A 17,222-nucleotide genomic window follows, 5' to 3' on the forward strand; every position below is an offset into this window, starting at 1 on the left:
CTTTCATCTCTGTTACCCGAACCGCCGCCCTCCTTCCGTGAACGTATACGCGTTGACGATGATCTCTTCCTCGATGGCCTCGTCCGAGGTGAGGTGTTCGTATTCGGCCTCAAGCTGGCGGTAAAGCCAGCGGGCCAAATCCCGCAGCGCCTCGGTCACGACATCTTCCCCGTCCTCGGTCGGTGGCTGCCAGGCCGGGCTGTCGCGCGTGACGTCGATCGACATGGAATATTCGTTGTAATAGCGGCCACGGTGGCTGGCCTCGGCGGCGAGCTGGTAGAAGTTCCGCCGCTGGATGGCCTGCAGCCGGTCGGCGATGCCGTGCAGCGTCGCGTCCGTGGGCGCGTAGTCCCGAATGCGCGCGGCCGCACCCTTGGAGTGGGACCAATAGCCCTCGTAGCAGGCACCGTCACCCTGGCTCCAGAAGCCGGAGAACCAGATGCTGGGCTTGGCCCGCGTCCCGCCACCCATCAGGCGGACGGGGGTGGTTTTCAGACGGATACCGAGGATCTCACAGACCCGATCGAAATCCTCGTATACCGCGTCCCACCAGTCGTCGTGGGCCCCGAGCTCCCGATACCAGCTGCGCGCCTTTTCCTTGGCGGCCTCCGAGAGCTCGGGGAACTGGTAGACAGTGGTGCAGATGATCTCAGGCATCGACGTCCTCCCCGTTCAGCGTCACGACCAACCATTCTTGCGTGCTGGACCAGCCGATGGATTTACGAGCGCCGAGATCGATGGCATGCGCACCGCCGCCAAAGGCGTCGAGCCGCGGCCGGGAGCAGGTCAGAGCATACTGGAACCCCCAAAGGCCGGTGAGGTCGAGGTCTTCGGCGAGCCGCAAGACGAAGCGGATGACGGCTTCGACATCGCCGTGTTCGTCGTCATGGATCCAGAGGCTGCTGCCCTCGGGGGCATCCTGGTGCACGAGATCAAAGCCAGCGACATCTGGGTCGTCAGCGTCCTGATCCGCAGCGCGAAGTTTCTGAAACAGCGCGAGCGCGCGGGCGGCCTTGTCGGGGCTGCCGACGTCGATCAGGCATGAGAAATGGATGAAGTAATCCGCCATGGGGACCCTCCTGAATGGGGAAGACCCGGCCAGGAGGCCGGGCGATCGATTGGGATGAAGGGGTGTTTGGGAACGATCAGCCGGTCGGCGTGTCGCCCGCCGCCTGTCGTGCGGCGTGAGCGCAGAGCATCTGCCGGTAGAAGCGCTTGCGCGCCAGCCGGAGGCCGCAAACAGCGCGCGTGTCGGGGTGTAGCGCCCGGACCGCCGCGCGAACCACTGCCAGTCGCGAAGCGGTCGGCGGCAAGCCAAGACGTCGATAAGTGGGATCGGTCATGTCACATGACCTCGACCACGGGGGAGACGAGATGCGGATCGACCTGTGCCTCGATCCGTTCGGTCCGACCCATCCAAGGCTCGGGCCGAATGGCCTTCACCCAATCGGCGAAGCTTGGGATGAAGCCGAGGTCCTCCTTAACATGCTGCTCGCCGACCCAGCGGGTCGGGATGATGCGTCCGGTGGAGAGCGTAAGCGTCGGACCAAAGATTGTCTCGGCCATGAAGATGCCCTCGGCATGGTGGCGCAACGCCCGGTGCCGAAAATCGGCTGTGATCTCCTTGCTCTGGTCGAACCAGGAATGCACGGCGAGGTAATCCTCGACCGTGCCGCCCCATTTCTTCACCGAGGACAGGGCGTGGTGATAGGGATGTGCCATCGCCGCCCCCTCAGAAATCGTGTGTGTAGAGTTCGGACGAGGTGAAGCGCTCGTTGAACTCGAGGTGGATGGTGCGAGCGCTCGCGTCGAAGCAGAATTCGCCGTAGGCCCCGTCGTTGTTTTCCCAACCGCCATGGGTGTCGGAGAGCAAGTCGTAGGCCAGTTGCTCCACGACATCTTCGAGCGAAAGCGCCCGCATCTCGACCTCCGGATCGTCCCAGGTCAATGCGGCATAGGCGATCTGGGTCTTGGGGAAAGTGACTTCGGCGTCGCCAGCGTAGGCTGCGATGCTTTCAACCTGGCCGCTATCGCCATAGCCGTCAAAGCTCACGGTCACATGGGTGATGCCCGCGGCAGTCAGGCCATCGAAGAGGCGCTCCTTGTTGGCCGGACGCAAAGCTGCGATGCGCGCGTCACGCTCGGACTGCCGAGCCAGCACGGCGGCGAAATCAATCTTGGAGGGCGCCATCGGCGCGACCAGGGTGGGTTCGATCTTGGACATTGGAAACTCCGAAATGAGGGAAAGGATCTGAACCCCGAGGCTCTCCCTCGTCCTCCTAGGCTCACATCCTCCCCTGCCCTTCTCTGACTCTCGGGCGTCACGCCGCGATCTGCAGTGCGCGAGACGCGAAGACACGCCAGAGCGGATCGACAAGACGGGCATCGAGAACGTCGGCGTGGTGCCGCAGCCGTCGCGCGAGGCCATGTTCATGCCACTCGGCCGCTCGTATGGCATGCGCGCGGGTCTGGCTGGCCTCGGAGACGACGGCGCGGGCCTCGGCGGCATTTGCGACAGGATGGCACCAGGCCATTGCGCCATCGCTGGCGGCTCCAGCCAGAACGAGGCGGTCCTCTCGATCGAGGATTGCCAGGATACGCGGCGCATCCTCAGGGACGAAATCCTCCGCTTGATCGATCGCGCTCTGCATGGCCTCGGCCAGCGTGGCGAAACGGTCCAGAATCTCGGGACGTGCCTGCCCAGACATGAGGCCCGCAGGCGCGCGGCACGCTTCCGTGAGTGCGAAGGGCAGGCTCGAGTCTACAACGGCAGTCGGGAAGCTCGGCGGCAAACCTGCTTGCTGCGTTGCCGGCGGAGTTTGGGAGGGAAGATCAAACATGCGAATATCTCCGACGGTGCGGGAAGCCACTCTCCCCGCTACAAACCGTCAAAGACCGAACCGCCGCCCTCTTCCTCGAAAGGGGCGACGGCTGCAGATCCGAAAGGCGCGTCAGAGCTTGGCCAGGGCCCGCAGGCTCAGTTCTGTCCCGGCGCCGACGATGATGTGGTCGTGGAGCGTCAGGCCGAGATACTTGCAGCCCTTCTGGATCTCCTTGGTCATGCTGAGATCGGCCTCCGACGGTGTCGGATCGCCCGACGGGTGGTTGTGGATCAGGATCAGAGCGCTGGCGTTCAGCATCAGAGCCCGTTTGATCACCTCACGCGGATAGACCGGGACATGGTCGACCGTGCCGATCGACAAGAGCTCATCGGCGATGATGCGGTTCTTGCGGTCGAGATAGAGAACGTGGAACCGCTCGATCGGCCCGCGCACCGTCAGCGCACAATAGTCCATCAGCGCTTGCCAGCTGCCGATGACCGGGTTCTGGCTGAGGTAGCGGCCGAGGATGTCGCGGGCCTCGAGGATGACAGTTTGTTCCTGGGGGGTCATGGGGGTCTCGCTGAATTGCGCACACCGAAGCCCCCTGCCCTCTCGGGGCGGGGCCAGTGGCGTGCATGTGGAAGAGAAAAACGCGACCGCCGCGGGTGCAGGCGGTCGCTGTGCCGGGCTTCGCGTCAGCCGACCCGGTCGAGGAGCTTCTTGGCGCGCCCTTCCATGTCGAGCCGCGCATCCTGCTGGGTCTTGTCGCGCGCAAGCCGGGTAATCCCTTGCACGAAATCGAAGATGCTCTCGGGTGGGCGGCCTTCCTCCATCAGCACCTTCTCGATGATCTTGCCGGATTCGGCTTTCGAGAAACCGCGCTTGCGCAGGAAATCCGCACGGTCTTCGTCGCTGCGCGCCACGACTTGCTGCCGTGCTGCCCTGATCCCATTCACGAATCCTTGCGGCGAGGAGTTGGCAAACCGCGTCAGCGCCGGGGCCGCCTCATGGGCGAAGCGGGAGGCGGCGTATTTCGAGTGGCGGATCTTGATCTCCTGGAAATCCTCGACGCCCCAAAGGTTGCGGTTCTGGCACACCGCCCGAAGGTAGAAGCTCGCCATGCCAAGGGTCTTCGCCCCCACCTCGGAGTTCCAGCAGTAAAATCCCCGGAAGTAGAGGTCGGGAGAGCCGTCCGCCAGCTTGCCCGCCTCGATCGGATTGCGATCGTCGACCAGAAACAGGAAGACGTCGCGGTCCGAGGCGTAGAGCGTGGTCGTGTCACGGCTGATCTCGACGTCGGGGTTATAGACCCCGGTCGACCAGTCAAGCACACCCGGCACCTTCCAGCGCGTGTCGCCGGTGCCATTGCCCGCGATGCGCTGCACCGCCTCGACAAGCTCGAAGTCATGGATGCGACCGTAGTCGGGACCGGTCACGGCGCGCAGTTCGGTCCGGCCATCCTCCGTCTCGAAGGTCTTCACCTGCTCGGCGCGGTGGTTGGTCAAACCGTATTGCAGGTTGATCCCCGCCAGCGGCGCGGGCAACTGCCGCAGGTAGGAGGCCGGCGCGCCGACAATGCTCGCAAGCTGGCCGAAGGCCCAGTGCGTGGGCGCGACCGGCTCATGCGCTTTCGGAAGAACCAAGTGCAGCCGCTCTGCACTGTCGCGCGCAGCCTCGACACGGATGTCGGCGGTTTGCACCACCCGGCTGCGGCTGCGCTCAGAGCGACCCTTCACATTGGCCCAGAGATCGTCGAGCGACAGGTACCGCTCGTCATCGGGCCGGTTAAACCATTCGGACGACACCCGCCCGTTCCGCTCGCCCCGGCTCACATCCACTTTCCAGCCACCGGCCCGCGCCGGCTGAACCGGATCCATAACTTCCACAACGCCCATCGGCTATCTCCCGCGACAGGCGCCGGGAGCCACTCTCCCAGCCCTCAACCCGTCACCGGGAAACCGGCACTCCTCTCACTCTCGGTGGCCGGCTCCGCCGCGTTAACTTCCGCGTCGATGTCAATGCACTATCGGGAAAACGCAATCGGGTCCAACATGCGGAGGAGCAAGTCTATTTGATCTTCTTGAGTTCCTGGATCTCACGGAGCGCGGCACGTTCAAACCGCCTGATCTGCTGAGTGATCTTTTCGTCATCGCCGAATGCGGAGGCGCTGCGCCGCCCATAGGAAGAAAAGTTGCGTACGATCCGAACACCTTCGTCGTCACGCACCTTCAGGTGGGTGAAACGGCGATACAGGCGTTTGGTGTGTGCCTTAGTCGATTTTCCAGATGCGATGTTTCTCTCCGCGATCTTGCGGGTTCGGCGCATCGCCCTTCGCATCTTTCGCCACTGCCGAGCGAGGGAGCTTTCTCGAATGGCTGGCCCCTCTTCGTGGAGCGAGAAGCCTAGGTATTGTGCTGCTTTTCCCGCTACGACGCCCGTACCCGTGAACTCGGTCCTTTCGGTCTTGTGGGGAGAGATATCCAGCTTCTCTGCCTTGATGCGATCCATGATTTCGGCTTCGGCTGCTGCGGCGTGAGCAGGGGCGCAGATCACCAAGATGTCGTCCGAATAGCGGCGATACAAAGCACCGATGCTGTCGCAGAAAGCGTGCGCTGCCGCGTCGAAATCAATCATGTACAGGTTCGAAGCTGCTGCGCTGATGGGGGTGCCCTGAGGGATGCCTCGCCGATGCCCCTTTGCCAGTTCGGGGTTGGGGTGAAACTTGATGCCATTGGCCTTGAGCTCTTCGACACTGGCGATCCGGTCGCGGCCTTTCTCCTTGAGCCGGGAGGAGAACGTGGCGTTCGCCTTAAGCTCTTCCATATCAACATAGTGGAACGCGGTGATCGCCCGAAACACGCGCATCCAGTGTTCGGGCAGCGAGGTTACGCCCAGCACTGCCTTTAGGCGGCGTTTCAGGAGCGTGTGGTCAAGGTTGTCGAAGAAGCTGCTGACGTCGAACGCCAGTATCGTGACGGGGGCATGGGTCTTGGCAAACGCAAGCACTTCCGCCGAGAAATCGTAGTTACCACGCCCGAGTGCACGATAGGCCAAAACGCTATCGGAGAGGCCCGCGGCGTTATAATGGGCGTCCAGCAACTTATTCATCTCGCTGGCGTAGAACGAAAGTATACAGGCGTCCCGGTGCGATGCGTATTTGATCGGGCGGTCCTTCGAAGTGATCGTCCGCTTCCCTGTCTTCGGGCACTTCTTGTAGCGTTTCTCGGATTTCGTGTAGTGCAGGAGTGGGAGGAAGGAGTGCTTGAGCACGAAGTCCGGGTCCATTGCCTTGCCAGCGAACTTCTCGCCAACGGGAAGATCGAAATGGCGGTAGCCTCTAGACTTAAACCAATCGAGCGGCATTCAGCCTCCTTGTCGCAGAGTTCGGAGGACTGGCCCTGACCCTGGGCTCCGGTTTGTTAGGCCGGGCGTCCCCCGAACGCACGCCACCTTCTGTCAGCGTATACGTTCAGCGTCTCACTTCCGAACGCCTCGCAGACACGGGTCTCGAAACGCGAGGTGGTATAATGTAACCGTGGAGGTCCGAGCTATGCTCAGTGTCTCATTCAGTCTGGCTCTGGTCGCGGCGATGCTGTTCGGCATCGTGCTGCCAGGTCACCATAAAGAAGTTGACAAGTTCAACGGCCAAACCCGTGGGCCATTTCCCGCGGGCAATAACGATTTGGTGAGCGAGTGTCGGCAATTCAAGGTTGCGAAAAAACAATTTTTGCCAATCAGCGTTGGTGTCAGCAGTTGGAAAACCCGGCAAGCTTCCCCGCCGGGCCCGAGGGGGAGACCCCGTTCCTCAGAACGGGATCTCATCGTCGCGGTCGACCAGCTCGGGGTTTTCGTTCTCGGCCGACTTCGGGCGGCTCAGGAAGTCGACCTTCTCGGCGATGATTTCGCAGCCGTAGCGGTCGTTCCCCATGCTGTCGATCCACTTGGTGTAGTGGATGCGGCCGTGGACGAGGACCTTCATGCCCTTTTCGCAATGCTCAGCGACCGTCTTGCCGAGACCGTTGAAGCAGGTGATGCGGTGCCATTCGGTGTCCATGACCCGGTAGCCGTTCTCGTCGCGCATCACACGGCCTTCCGAGAGGCGGGGGCGCGAGGTGGCGAGGCTGAAGTTGGTGATCTTGGTGCCGCTCTGGGTGGTGCGGACTTCGGGGGTCTGACCGATGTTGCCGGCGAGGATGACGATGTTCTGCATGATAAGCTCCTGTGTGTCCTGTCTTCGGGACCGTCCCTTCGACAAAACCCTGAAAAAGCCCGTCGGGTGACGCGTGCACGGTGGACAGCATGGACACCGGACACCCCCAGAGGACCGGGGTGGAGCGGGCAGGACGCCAAAGGCGGCCAACACGGCCCGGACTGACGCGGGGTTGCGCGCAGGAGACCGAACGGGATTAGGGGATTGTCCGTCGAAGGGATGGCCCAGGAGACAGAGAGATACGGGGAGCCCATGCCAGACCATGCCCCCTTGCCAATCGGACTGTTTGACCCAAAGCCCAGCACCCCACCAGCGGCGCAAGTGTCGATCACCGGCTCTCGCCCCCCTGCCCTTCCCTGCAGGGGAATGCAGGGCCTTGCCGCGACAGGCTATCGATACTGGAATATTCAGGACACGAACCGCACCAACGGCTGATTTCGATCTCGGGACATTGTCGCCCAACGCTCTGCAGAAAATGCGGAAGAACGTCGCCAGGTCAATCTCCACGATCTAGGATTGGCAGATGGCGAAAGGTTGCACCAAGGCGGAAGCCATCGCCACGGGATGGACCACTTCCTGGCCGAACTGATCGGGGAGAATTGAAACCGCTTGTGCGCCGGCATCTCAGGGTTTCCGGCACCCTGAGCTCTTGGCGCCGACCTAGTCAGATCACGGCCGAAAACTACGGGGGTTCGTCGATGTGGCGGCAATAGATTGACGGCCGACGACATGACCGCGCGGAAAACTCCGGGTTCAGTCTGGGTCGGACGGATCACCTGCGTCCAACTCGAAAATCGTTGCCTCGGGTTTTGGCCCCATCACACGCGTTGGCAGATTAGGCGCAGGCAATTGCCCTCTGTGGTGCCCCTTCACCAACACAACTTTACCGCTGCGATAGCGCCGCTCATGTTCGCTCACCCAATGGCGAACAGGGCCGCTTCGCCTGTCCTGGACCTGACGCTCGAACTCAAGGCGAGCCTGCCGCTCCTGCATGTGAGCCGCGGCCTGCGGACCAATGCGGATTGTAAGATGGGATTTCTGCGCACCTAGAATCCAGGACTTCCCGAATTTTCGAGCGGTCTTGGCATCCTTGGCTGTGAACGTCTCGTTTTCCGTGGGAATGATGCCACCCAAGTCCGGGGAAACCAGCATCGCAAAGAGCGCGTAGGGGATGAAAAGATCGTAACCTGTTTCAACTTGGTGCACCGTGCGCCGACCGTTGATCATTTCCTTCGTATCACCGCTCCGCACACGAAAATCGACCATGGAACGGCTCAATTCGACTTCGACGTTGTCGTAGTTCAATTCGCCTGTCGGAGTTCGCTTCACAAGCAAAGCGCAGATTGGGTCGACGACCCGCGAATTCTCGCGGCGATGGAACATCGTGATGCGCAAGTGACCCTTGTTTCGATCATCGATGAGATAGCCGCGTAGACCAGTGCCTATGGGTTTGTCGTCATGTCTCGTTACAGGTGAAGCCCGTTCAAAGCGCGCGACACCCAGCTCTCGATCATCAAATTCGACCCAAACAACGTCGGCGGGGAGCTTTACCTCACCCAGAATGGCCATTGCGGGAAGACCGGTTTCCGAAGCCTGCTTGGCGACTGCGTCATGAAGCGTATCGCCATAGGCTGCAGCCATATGGTCGAGCAGGTACACTTTCGCCTGCTGCAGGGCATCGAGCGCATACTCGCGAAAAAGCCTCAGATCCTCGGACGGCGTAAGGTGCCAAACTAAGTCGTCAGCAGGAGCCGATTTACCCGCAAGCGATGAACCGTATAAGGAAATCAATGATTTGTAGAGCATGCGACGTAACCTGAACCAAATACGACGCAGTTTCCGACGAACCCTGACGATGTTCAAGCTGCATTCATTGCACTGCAATTGACCGCTGATGTCTGGGCAAAGTCAGATTGGCTGACGCTCGAGCTTGTTTTCTTAATGCAAAGGCATGTCGACCATCGTCGGCTCATTTTGCCGGTCGGCCGGAACGGTGGACAGGCGAAAGGCCCGGATCGGAGCCTTGCTCCGAACCCGAGCCGTCTTCGACCCCGTTGGCTTCACGCCCACGGGTCGATCTCACCCACCACCTGAACCTCGTCTCCGTCGATTTCATCGGCGGGGACGGCGCCATAGGTTCCATCGCCTGCCTGGAAGACGACGATCGAGACCATGAGCGTGGCGGCGAGAGAGGCGGCGAAGGCGTGAGCATCTTTGCGGGACATCTGTTTGGCTCCTGTCTTGGAGGCGGAGGACCATCCCCCGCGCGACAGGACCCCGCAGGCCCGAAGACTGGCTGACATCACCGGGTGCGTTCGGCTCGTCCGAATCCACCCGGCGGCACGGGCTCGCCCGTAGTCCGACCCCTCGCGGGTTGATCTCGAAGACGGGATTCGGGGCAAGGAAGGGAATGGCGAGCGGGGGATGGTGCGACCGCTGACTGGAGCCGGGTGTCCCGCTGATGCCATCGGTGCCAGCCTCCTGGGCAGGCTTTTCAAGGAATACGTCTTTCCGTGTTGGATTGGATTCTATGGTGCCCCGCGATTTCGCGGGAAAGGGTCGTGATGGGTGAGAGGCCCGCGCTTTGGCGGGCCCCTTGGGTTCTACATGGGCTCAGGCGGCAAGCTCCGCGCCCCCTGCCCTATCGCCGTCCTCGCTGCCGACGATCTCCAGCCGCGCGTTGCGATAGCCTTCTTTGGCGATCCAGAGTTCGGCAGCCGTGACAGACTCGGCCAGGTGGAGCAGCTCCGTGCAACCGCCGAAATCCAGCAGAACACGCACCTGCCCAGGCTGTGGTTCCTCAGCGACCTCGAAGGTCAAGGCGCTATCCGCCGAATGGGTCCGCATGATGGTGACGAGAATGACCCCGTCCGAGGAGAAGTTCCCCTCGTGCAGCGTGAACGAAGCCGGTGCGATCCAGGTCGGATAGGGTCGCGGCGGCTCCTTCTTGACGAGACGGCCGATGCCGTTCGAGCGTTCCCAGGCCGCGAGCTTCTTCGTGAACCGCGCAGGTGGTTTCGGACTGTTGTCGGTGTAGCGAATGAGCGCCCCCAGGGGCGCGGTGTCGAGAATGGTGATTGCAGACATGATTCCTCTTCCCGAATGCACAAAATTGCATTCATCGTATTGATATTATTGTATTTTATGTGATTGAGGGCGGGTTTCCCCGCCCTCGGATGGCGCGGATCACTCCGCAGCCATCATCGATGCATCATCACCCGGCAGGTCAGCGGTGAGGAAGGCGGGAAGGTCGACATCCTCGGTCTGGCCGGCGTCGGAAACGGGCTCAGGCGCCCCCCGCCCTTCCGCACCGTCGAGTGCCGCCGGATCATGACGACGAAGAACCTCCGGCAACCAGCCACTACCCTTCAAGAGGCGCTCGGCTTCGGTCGCCATCTCGCCCTTCTTCAGGTGATCGAGGAGTTGCGCCGTCCCTTCACCTTTCGCCTCGCGCACGGCCTCGAGGATCCGGGCCTTGGGCACGCGGTTCAGGTAGGTATCGGCCGTCGGCTGCCAACCCGCCTCGACCATGTCGAGTTCGACCGCCTGTGCGACCAAGTCCGACTGGGTCATCCGCCTGGTCAAACCGCTGGCGGAGATACCGGCACCATAAGGGTTCACCTTCTCATGGAGCGCGTTGATCCCGAAGCTGAGGCAATGCGCGAGTAGCGACAGCCGGCTCCCTTGATCAAGGGAGGTCAGGTAGTCCCAGAGCGCGGCATCGTTGCCGAGCGGCAAGTCGGCCTCCCACCCCGCGTGGCGGTCGTCCACCAGCTTGGCCACCACGCTGTCCTTCAGATCGCTCGCCTGCGCGGACATGTAGACGTGACGCACCGAAGCCTCGAGGCAGCTGCTGGCCGAACTGGACGTCTGGAAGGTGTCATTGACGAGCTTCAGGAGCAGCAGCGTCAACGCGACGTCGGGAGAACGCCCGACAGCTTCGCGCAGTGCCAATGTCCGGTGCGCCGTCAGCTCCATGACCAACCGCTCGGGCAAGGGCTTCAACGCACCATCGTCCTCGTCGTCGGGCATGTTCGCGCCAAGCGCTTGACCAGCAGAGGTGATCACCGTGCCGTGGCCGACACCATCCGTCCTGCTCGCAGATGAAAGCTTAGCGACCTGCCCGTCTGCCGCCTGTTCACCGCTGTGGACGTCGGCATCTTCCCGAGACTCATCCTCGGGTCGCACAAAGCCCCGATAAACGGCAAGCTCGCCATAGCGATCAAGCGTCACGAAAGCCCCTGCCCGCGCGATCTCCTCCGCGTCGAAAATCAGCGGCCGGGCCTCGAGCTTCTCCATCGCGACTTCCAACTCGCCAAGACGCGCGTCGATCTCTTCGGGGAATTCATCCTGGCCCCCGTATTCCTCTTCGAGCGCTCGGTATTCGGCAAGCAGCTTGGCATGGGCCGCGCCTTCGTCATCCGTCATCGGCGCCGGGTCTCCGCTAAGCCGCCGCAAACCGTGGCTGTAGCCATAGGGCAGGTCGAGCGAGACCTCGATCCATTTCCAACCTTCGGTCGCGATCGCTTCGGCTTCAGCCTGAAGCTTTTCGCGAACCAGACGATCGAGTAGGGCAGAGTCTTCCAGCCAACCGCCGTCATCGCCCTGGAAGAGGTCATGCAACATGGTGCCGCCAGCAGCCTCATAGGCATCGACGCCGACAAAGACGGCCCGACGGTCAGAGGCGCGAACAGAGGTTTCCGTCAGCATCCGCCGGATCTGATACGGCTCCTTGTTCCACGACGACTTGATCGCCTCCCAGACCTGAACCTGACGCTCGTGATCCGGATTGACCGTGAAGGCCATCAGCTGCTCCAGCGTCATCTCGTCCTCGGCGTAAAGCTCGAGCAGGGCAGGGGCCACGGAGGCGAGTTTCAGGCGCTGTTTGACCACCTGCGGCGTGACGAAGAAAGCGGCCGCGATCTCTTCATCGCCCTGTCCCTTCTCCCGCAGCGCCACGAAGGCGCGGAACTGATCGAGCGGATGCAAGGCAGCGCGCTGCATGTTCTCAGCGAGCGAGTCGTCTTCGGCGAGGATCGTGGAAGTGGCATCCCGAACAATGCAGGGAATGGGCGTCGTCTTGGCCAAGCGTTTCTGCTTCACCAGGAGCGAGAGTGCTTGGAAGCGCCGGCCGCCAGCGGGGATTTCGAACTTGCCGGTCTCGGATCCGTCATCCGCCAGAACGGGCCGAACGCTCAGGCTCTGCAGCAACCCGCGGCGGGCGATGTCTTCGGCCAGTTCCTCGACCGAGATGCCGGCCCTGATGCGCCGGACGTTGGACTGGCTCAGCACGAGCGTGTCGAAGGGAATGTCCCGGGACGGGGACAGGGTGACTTTCTGGGCAGATTTCGCCATCAGATCTTCTCCGCGACGGGCGCCGGAAGCCACTCTCCCGATCTCACTTCCCGTCACCCCTTTCACAGCCCATCTCTACCTCTCGACATGTCCACCGCGGTGGACATCACGCAGTTGCTGCCCCAGAACGAGAAAGCCTCTCCAACAACAGTGATGGGTTGAAGTCAGTTTCTCTGCGACCGAGCGTGATGCTGTGGAAATACGCTCCAAAGTCTCGGATGCGATTGCTCATCTGGAGAATTATGAAGATGGCGCATGATGCTTTTTGAGAGCCTATCTTCTTAGCAGCCTTTTCGAAGGTGCTTTCGTGGATTCCCATCATTGGAGCGAGCGTTCTCGCGTGGCTTTCGACATCGTGCCAGTTGCTAAGTGAGTTCGTTGCGAACGATGTAGCCTGGTCACAAACGGTTGTGAGCGTTTGCAGGGGAGGTGTTTGGCTGTTGGTTCCGCTTTCTAAATCTTTTTGTTCTTTTTTAGACTTAGAATGGTGGCGGACAGTTTGCCCGTCATTGGCGGGCAGTTTCATTGTTTCTGGTGCGTCCACCGCGGTGGACATCTGTTTGCATTGAGCCTCCAGTTCGCCGAGCAAAGTACGATACTCCGCGATCGAGAGCTTCCTCCGAAGAACTCGGCGTACCTGATGAGTGAGTTCGTTCTCGGGGTCAGCTTCGTCGATCTGAGCAAGTTTGGTTAGGATTTGCTTTCGCAGAAACACGCGATCCCGACGAGCGTTTTCCATCGCTTGGGCTGTCGCAAGTAGTTCGCCGGCACGCGCGAGCAACGGAGCCAGCGACAACCCATAGCTAATGGACTGACCTTCGGAGGACTTCACTCGGTATCTCTTGCGATTTGGGCTGTCGTGGCGCTTCATGAAACCGAGTTCAACAAAGCGATCGATGTGCCTACGGAGGGTTCGTTCATCGATCCCGCCAACTCGACGGCAGATTTCGTTGTTGGAAGCGAAGACTATGTCTCCATGCCCAGGCTTGAGAAAGCTCAGCATCGCTTGGAGCGTTTGAACATGTCCTGGACGGAGACCGAACAGGCTGCGAGTATCTCTGAGCGCGCGGAAGACTGCCCAGATGTCGGTTTCAGGTGTTGACGTGGCGGGGGTGCCCTTGCCGACGCCAAAGGTCTGAACGGAAAGCTTTGTGAATGCCATGTTTGTTGAACGACGACCGTTGCGGCCCACAACTTCCCCGGCTCTTCCCGCTGTTTTTGGCGAGAAAAGGCAACAAAAAGACGTCCACCGAATCGGTGACTCTTGACCGGTATGTCGGAGATTGCTACATCACAGGTGCTAATCAGATGATGAGGGCTCTCCGGGGGAAACCTTGGGGGGCTCTTTTCTTTTTGGTCTTCGCCTTTCTCCTCTGCTCGTGTTTTTGGTTATGACCGGGGATCAGCTCCCCGAGCCTCTCTCATTCTGCCATTGTTCAAAAAGCTGTCGCAGCGTGGTTTCCGCGCGCTCTTCGAGCCATTGGCCGAATTCCGGGTTGTCTTTGCGGGTGATCTTGATAGCGATCGACTTGCCATCGACTGAAAGTGTGCCGACAGGGCTACCACTATTGTCCTTTACCACGGTCGTTTGGCCACGGGCGCTTTGGTCGGCTGCGCCACGCGCCTTGCTGGAGCAAGCAACATAGACGGCTTGAAACTTGTCCGAGCTTGGAGTGGTGTCAGGCAGAGAGGCAAGTGTCTCACGCGCAATGTCGACAAGCGGAACCTTCTCTGAAAGTGCAGCAAGATCACCCCATTGGCGTCGACCTACGCCATGAGCCGGGCCGATAAGCCGGACAAGTTCGTCAGGCAGCTGCTCGATGACTACACGATGGTTCGACACACCTTGCCGGGTGAGGCCTAGGGCGTCCTGAATGACGCCAGGCTTGTAACCGGCCTCCTGCATCTCTTTGATAAAAATAGATTTTTCAATGAAGGACGGATCCAGCCGCAGGTTGTTTTCCTGACCTTGCGCGATCAGAGAAGCATCATCATCGAGCGTTCGAACGATCGCTTTGACGGTTCCACCAACTCTTCGAATGGCTGCAAGTCTGCGACGCCCGTAGATGATGCGGTATCGATCCGGTTGGTCAGAGGGGCGAACCATGATCGGCACTTGCTGACCATGCTTGCGAATGCTTTCGGCGAGATCTTCAATGCTACTATCTTCCAGGATCAGGCGATCCCGGAGGCCATCCATATCGATCCGGTCGGGTTCGATATCTCGGATTGAGTTGGCAGTGATTTCCCGGAGAGAGTCCCGCAATCCGCCAACCGAGCCAGGTAGCTTCGAGGATTTGACCGGGGCAGGGGAGGGGGCTGCCGACTCTTTCTCGTCTTTCGGTGGCTGGTTGAAGATATTTCGAGCCATCAGCGGCGCCCCCATGCCATTTGGATTGTCTGCTCCAGCTCATCGGCAACGCTGTTCACGCTGGTCAAAGCCCGATCAATGGTCTTCCGAATGAGCTGGCTCGGGTCTACCTCATAGATGGTTTGCTGAGTCATGCCGGCGTCAGAAATGGCTGTCGACTTCAGCATCGGTTCAGTCATGACTTGGCCCGCAAGGATTGAACGTAGGTACCCGGCCATTTGCGTTTGTGGTCCGTCCGACGGCTCGTAGCGTGTGATCAGGAACTTTACGAAGTCCCAAGTGACATGTCGTCCAATCGCCTCTTCGACGGCTTTGACCGTTTCCGAAGCGAGTTTGAGGAACTGGCTCATCGAAGCGATGTCGAGCATGCCGGGGACGACCGTCACAAGTAAGCCCGTGGACGCTGCCAATGCTGTCAATGTCAGGAAGCCCAACTGCGGAGGGCAATCGATCAGCACGATGTCATAGTCTGAGTCGACTTCCTCTAGCGCCAGAGCAAGACGCTCTGCAAAAATCGGCTGAACCCTGCGCGCAAGGGCATTCGCTGTCTCGGTTTCGTACTCGGACAACATCAAGCCAGCCGGGACCATGTCGAGCTTGTGGAAGTATGTTTTCTGGATGACCTCCGAGAGCGGAACCTGATCATCGTATCTCAATGCGTCGTAGATTGTGCCGCCTTCGGCGAATTCGAGCTCAGGCCGGAAGCCGAAAAATGTCGTCAAACTGGCCTGCGGGTCGAGGTCCAGCACAAGCACGCGGTAGCCACGCAGGGCATACCTGTGTGCCAAATGGATTGTCGCTGTTGTCTTCGAGCTGCCGCCTTTGAAATTCACGACCGAAATGACCTGAAGACGGTCACCGTCTCGGCGGCCAGGTCTGTACGCGTCAGCATTTTTGCCTGTCCGCGCCAAAATGTTGCGGAGGTCGTCGACTTCTTCGGCCGTGTAGAACCTATGACCGCGACCGTCAGTGTGAACTTCTGGGAAGCTGCCATCTTTGTGGCGGTTGCGCAGGTTCGACGTACTAACGCGCAGCAACTCGGCGACCTCGGTCGAGCTGAAGCGGCGCAAGGACTTGCGTTCTTCTGGCTCGAACGCAACTTTCATCTGCCGGTCAAGCGACTCAGCAAGACTGTCTGCAAATGCTCCGATGTCGGAAGAGCCTATGCCTTGCGCGTAGCCCGTATTTCGATCATCCATGTTCTGCCGCCTCTCATGGCCTTTGCTGAGGCTCTTTGTCGTTCTGACGGTCGAAGCCACGTCTGACGCGTTTTGCCGTCAGAATGGAGATGCCACGAACATCTGAGTCCGGCAAGAAGAATCTAGATGTAGTGGAAAAGTTATCCACAGCACCAATTTGGTCGCGCGGGGCTTACGCTAGATAACGCATTGATTACCAACGATAAAAACCGTGTCTGGCGAAGCTGACACCCTTCGAGATATTTTCTGCTCGCGCGAACTAACCCCAAGGCATTGTTGGATATTTACGTGGTTTTCGTCCAATTGAGGCGATGATTCTGGAAGAATTGGGCCGAGCGAACAGGGTGGTTTGCCGACCATTAGCGCCTACAAAAGGCCGAGGCGCTCTGCACGCTCCAGCAGCATTCTGACTGAGGAAGGCTGCCAGCTGGTTCGACCGCGAGGGGTGCGCTCACGCATGGATTCGAGTCGGTCGCAGATTGCCTGCAAGGTGATCTCGGGGTCAGCACCTTTGATTGCGGCGACAATCGCAGGCAGGCGATCGTCGGTTTCGCGACGTCCAGCGCGTCCAAGCACTTCAGCGGGCAGGAATCCGTCCGCCACGTATGCCTTCACGGCGCGGAGCAGGCGGCTTTGCGTCCAGCGCCGATCATGGGGCAGGGGGCCATTGATGATCCGCAGGACGTCTTCCCAAGCCATATCGGGGCGCAAACGGCGCACATGGGGCACCCAATCCTGCGCAGTTTCGTTCAAGCGCTCCATGTAGCCGTCCTGTCGCGCCAGCCGCACCTTGCGCAGCGCTTCAGGGTCCTTGGCGCGAAGACCTGGGTTGCCGCCGACGCGGCCCTTTGAGCGTGCCGAGGCAAGTCCGGCTTTGGTACGCTCGCGGATCAGAGCGCGTTCGAACTCAGCCGCAGCGCCCAGAACCTGCAACGTGAACTTGCCCTGGGGCGAGGCAGTGTCAATCGGGTCCTGGAGCGAGCGGAAGAACGCCCCCTTGCCCTCCAGTTTTTCGATCACCTCAAGTAGGTGCGACAAAGACCGCGCAAGCCGGTCGATCCGCACGACGACCAGCGTGTCGCCCTTACCAATCCGCTCCAGCACACGTGCAAGCACGGGCCGCGCGCGATTGCCGCCCGAGGCGTGCTCTTCAAAGATCTCGGCGCATCCCGCAGACTGCAGTGCCTCAGACTGGGGCAGGGGGGTCTGATCCTCGGTGGAGACGCGCGCATAGCCAATCAGGGGCATGAAACCGGGCCGTTTGC

At 60.6% G+C, this 17,222-nt stretch carries 19 protein-coding genes; all 19 read right to left on the reverse strand.

Annotation, left to right across the window (positions count from 1 at the left end; genetic code table 11):
- Positions 1-12 precede the first annotated feature (12 nt).
- The 19 genes from TP2_RS03960 to TP2_RS04035 all read right to left on the reverse strand — a co-directional run bounded on the left by TP2_RS03960 (position 13) and on the right by TP2_RS04035 (position 17,205).
- Positions 13-657, reverse strand: a complete 645-nt coding sequence (locus TP2_RS03960; protein WP_038073793.1) for a hypothetical protein — start codon at positions 655-657, stop codon at positions 13-15.
- On the reverse strand, positions 650-1,069 hold the full coding sequence (locus TP2_RS03965; protein WP_038073797.1) for a hypothetical protein: 420 nt from the start codon (positions 1,067-1,069) through the stop codon (positions 650-652). The genes TP2_RS03960 and TP2_RS03965 overlap by 8 nt, the downstream gene beginning before the upstream one ends.
- Before the next feature lie 76 nt (positions 1,070-1,145).
- Entirely contained in the window at positions 1,146-1,343 is a 198-nt protein-coding gene (locus tag TP2_RS18200) for a hypothetical protein (RefSeq protein ID WP_084713920.1), read from the reverse strand.
- Between the two features lies 1 nt (position 1,344).
- Positions 1,345-1,722: a DUF6915 family protein gene (locus TP2_RS03970; protein WP_038073800.1), complete on the reverse strand. Its 378-nt coding sequence runs from the start codon at positions 1,720-1,722 to the stop codon at positions 1,345-1,347.
- A gap of 10 nt (positions 1,723-1,732) precedes the next feature.
- On the reverse strand, positions 1,733-2,224 hold the full coding sequence (locus TP2_RS03975; protein ID WP_038073802.1) for a DUF6878 family protein: 492 nt from the start codon (positions 2,222-2,224) through the stop codon (positions 1,733-1,735).
- A gap of 97 nt (positions 2,225-2,321) precedes the next feature.
- Positions 2,322-2,840 (reverse strand): hypothetical protein, encoded by a 519-nt coding sequence (locus tag TP2_RS03980; protein WP_038073803.1) that lies wholly within the window; start codon positions 2,838-2,840, stop codon positions 2,322-2,324.
- A 111-nt stretch (positions 2,841-2,951) separates the two neighbouring features.
- Positions 2,952-3,392: a JAB domain-containing protein gene (locus TP2_RS03985; RefSeq protein WP_038073805.1), complete on the reverse strand. Its 441-nt coding sequence runs from the start codon at positions 3,390-3,392 to the stop codon at positions 2,952-2,954.
- 125 nt (positions 3,393-3,517) lie between these two features.
- The gene (locus tag TP2_RS03990) at positions 3,518-4,717 is read right to left on the reverse strand and encodes a hypothetical protein (RefSeq protein ID WP_038073808.1); all 1,200 of its coding nucleotides are present in this window, start codon (positions 4,715-4,717) and stop codon (positions 3,518-3,520) included.
- A gap of 172 nt (positions 4,718-4,889) precedes the next feature.
- On the reverse strand, positions 4,890-6,185 hold the full coding sequence (locus TP2_RS03995; RefSeq protein ID WP_051692164.1) for a reverse transcriptase/maturase family protein: 1,296 nt from the start codon (positions 6,183-6,185) through the stop codon (positions 4,890-4,892).
- Between the two features lie 199 nt (positions 6,186-6,384).
- Complete coding sequence (locus TP2_RS18400; protein WP_157617034.1) at positions 6,385-6,591, reverse strand: phage holin family protein; 207 nt, start codon at positions 6,589-6,591, stop codon at positions 6,385-6,387.
- A gap of 36 nt (positions 6,592-6,627) precedes the next feature.
- Entirely contained in the window at positions 6,628-7,032 is a 405-nt protein-coding gene (locus tag TP2_RS04000) for a single-stranded DNA-binding protein (RefSeq protein ID WP_008335991.1), read from the reverse strand.
- Between the two features lie 753 nt (positions 7,033-7,785).
- Positions 7,786-8,838, reverse strand: a complete 1,053-nt coding sequence (locus TP2_RS04005; RefSeq protein WP_038073811.1) for a hypothetical protein — start codon at positions 8,836-8,838, stop codon at positions 7,786-7,788.
- A gap of 254 nt (positions 8,839-9,092) precedes the next feature.
- The gene (locus tag TP2_RS18600; protein WP_010138195.1) at positions 9,093-9,257 is read right to left on the reverse strand and encodes a hypothetical protein; all 165 of its coding nucleotides are present in this window, start codon (positions 9,255-9,257) and stop codon (positions 9,093-9,095) included.
- Between the two features lie 388 nt (positions 9,258-9,645).
- Positions 9,646-10,119 carry a hypothetical protein gene (locus tag TP2_RS04010; RefSeq protein WP_038073814.1) on the reverse strand — a complete coding sequence of 158 codons (474 nt, stop codon included), beginning with the start codon at positions 10,117-10,119 and terminating at the stop codon, positions 9,646-9,648.
- Between the two features lie 99 nt (positions 10,120-10,218).
- Positions 10,219-12,387: a ParB/RepB/Spo0J family partition protein gene (locus TP2_RS04015; protein ID WP_038073817.1), complete on the reverse strand. Its 2,169-nt coding sequence runs from the start codon at positions 12,385-12,387 to the stop codon at positions 10,219-10,221.
- A gap of 106 nt (positions 12,388-12,493) precedes the next feature.
- A complete protein-coding gene (repC, locus tag TP2_RS04020; protein ID WP_240473705.1) occupies positions 12,494-13,579 on the reverse strand; it encodes a plasmid replication protein RepC in 1,086 nt (361 codons plus the stop codon).
- A gap of 210 nt (positions 13,580-13,789) precedes the next feature.
- The gene (repB, locus tag TP2_RS04025; RefSeq protein ID WP_235935567.1) at positions 13,790-14,758 is read right to left on the reverse strand and encodes a plasmid partitioning protein RepB; all 969 of its coding nucleotides are present in this window, start codon (positions 14,756-14,758) and stop codon (positions 13,790-13,792) included.
- On the reverse strand, positions 14,758-15,957 hold the full coding sequence (gene repA, locus TP2_RS04030; RefSeq protein WP_028288490.1) for a plasmid partitioning protein RepA: 1,200 nt from the start codon (positions 15,955-15,957) through the stop codon (positions 14,758-14,760). Before repA ends, repB begins: the two co-directional genes overlap by 1 nt.
- 366 nt (positions 15,958-16,323) lie before the next feature.
- On the reverse strand, positions 16,324-17,205 hold the full coding sequence (locus tag TP2_RS04035) for a recombinase family protein (RefSeq protein WP_038073824.1): 882 nt from the start codon (positions 17,203-17,205) through the stop codon (positions 16,324-16,326).
- Positions 17,206-17,222: the final 17 nt, after the last annotated feature.

Origin of the sequence: Thioclava pacifica DSM 10166, assembly GCF_000714535.1 — a bacterium.
GTDB classification, from domain to species: Bacteria; Pseudomonadota; Alphaproteobacteria; order Rhodobacterales; family Rhodobacteraceae; genus Thioclava; species Thioclava pacifica.

Excerpts from the sequence above, each read along its gene's own strand:
- TP2_RS03960 (WP_038073793.1), bottom strand. The coding sequence starts at position 657 with ATGCCTGAGATCATCTGCACCACTGTCTACCAGTTCCCCGAGCTCTCG.
- TP2_RS03965 (WP_038073797.1), bottom strand. The coding sequence starts at position 1,069 with ATGGCGGATTACTTCATCCATTTCTCATGCCTGATCGACGTCGGCAGC.
- TP2_RS18200 (WP_084713920.1), bottom strand. The coding sequence starts at position 1,343 with ATGACCGATCCCACTTATCGACGTCTTGGCTTGCCGCCGACCGCTTCG.
- TP2_RS03970 (WP_038073800.1), bottom strand. The coding sequence starts at position 1,722 with ATGGCACATCCCTATCACCACGCCCTGTCCTCGGTGAAGAAATGGGGC.
- TP2_RS03975 (WP_038073802.1), bottom strand. The coding sequence starts at position 2,224 with ATGTCCAAGATCGAACCCACCCTGGTCGCGCCGATGGCGCCCTCCAAG.
- TP2_RS03980 (WP_038073803.1), bottom strand. The coding sequence starts at position 2,840 with ATGTTTGATCTTCCCTCCCAAACTCCGCCGGCAACGCAGCAAGCAGGT.
- TP2_RS03985 (WP_038073805.1), bottom strand. The coding sequence starts at position 3,392 with ATGACCCCCCAGGAACAAACTGTCATCCTCGAGGCCCGCGACATCCTC.
- TP2_RS03990 (WP_038073808.1), bottom strand. The coding sequence starts at position 4,717 with ATGGGCGTTGTGGAAGTTATGGATCCGGTTCAGCCGGCGCGGGCCGGT.
- TP2_RS03995 (WP_051692164.1), bottom strand. The coding sequence starts at position 6,185 with ATGCCGCTCGATTGGTTTAAGTCTAGAGGCTACCGCCATTTCGATCTT.
- TP2_RS04000 (WP_008335991.1), bottom strand. The coding sequence starts at position 7,032 with ATGCAGAACATCGTCATCCTCGCCGGCAACATCGGTCAGACCCCCGAA.
- TP2_RS04005 (WP_038073811.1), bottom strand. The coding sequence starts at position 8,838 with ATGCTCTACAAATCATTGATTTCCTTATACGGTTCATCGCTTGCGGGT.
- TP2_RS18600 (WP_010138195.1), bottom strand. The coding sequence starts at position 9,257 with ATGTCCCGCAAAGATGCTCACGCCTTCGCCGCCTCTCTCGCCGCCACG.
- TP2_RS04010 (WP_038073814.1), bottom strand. The coding sequence starts at position 10,119 with ATGTCTGCAATCACCATTCTCGACACCGCGCCCCTGGGGGCGCTCATT.
- TP2_RS04015 (WP_038073817.1), bottom strand. The coding sequence starts at position 12,387 with ATGGCGAAATCTGCCCAGAAAGTCACCCTGTCCCCGTCCCGGGACATT.
- repB (WP_235935567.1), bottom strand. The coding sequence starts at position 14,758 with ATGGCTCGAAATATCTTCAACCAGCCACCGAAAGACGAGAAAGAGTCG.
- repA (WP_028288490.1), bottom strand. The coding sequence starts at position 15,957 with ATGGATGATCGAAATACGGGCTACGCGCAAGGCATAGGCTCTTCCGAC.
- TP2_RS04035 (WP_038073824.1), bottom strand. The coding sequence starts at position 17,205 with ATGCCCCTGATTGGCTATGCGCGCGTCTCCACCGAGGATCAGACCCCC.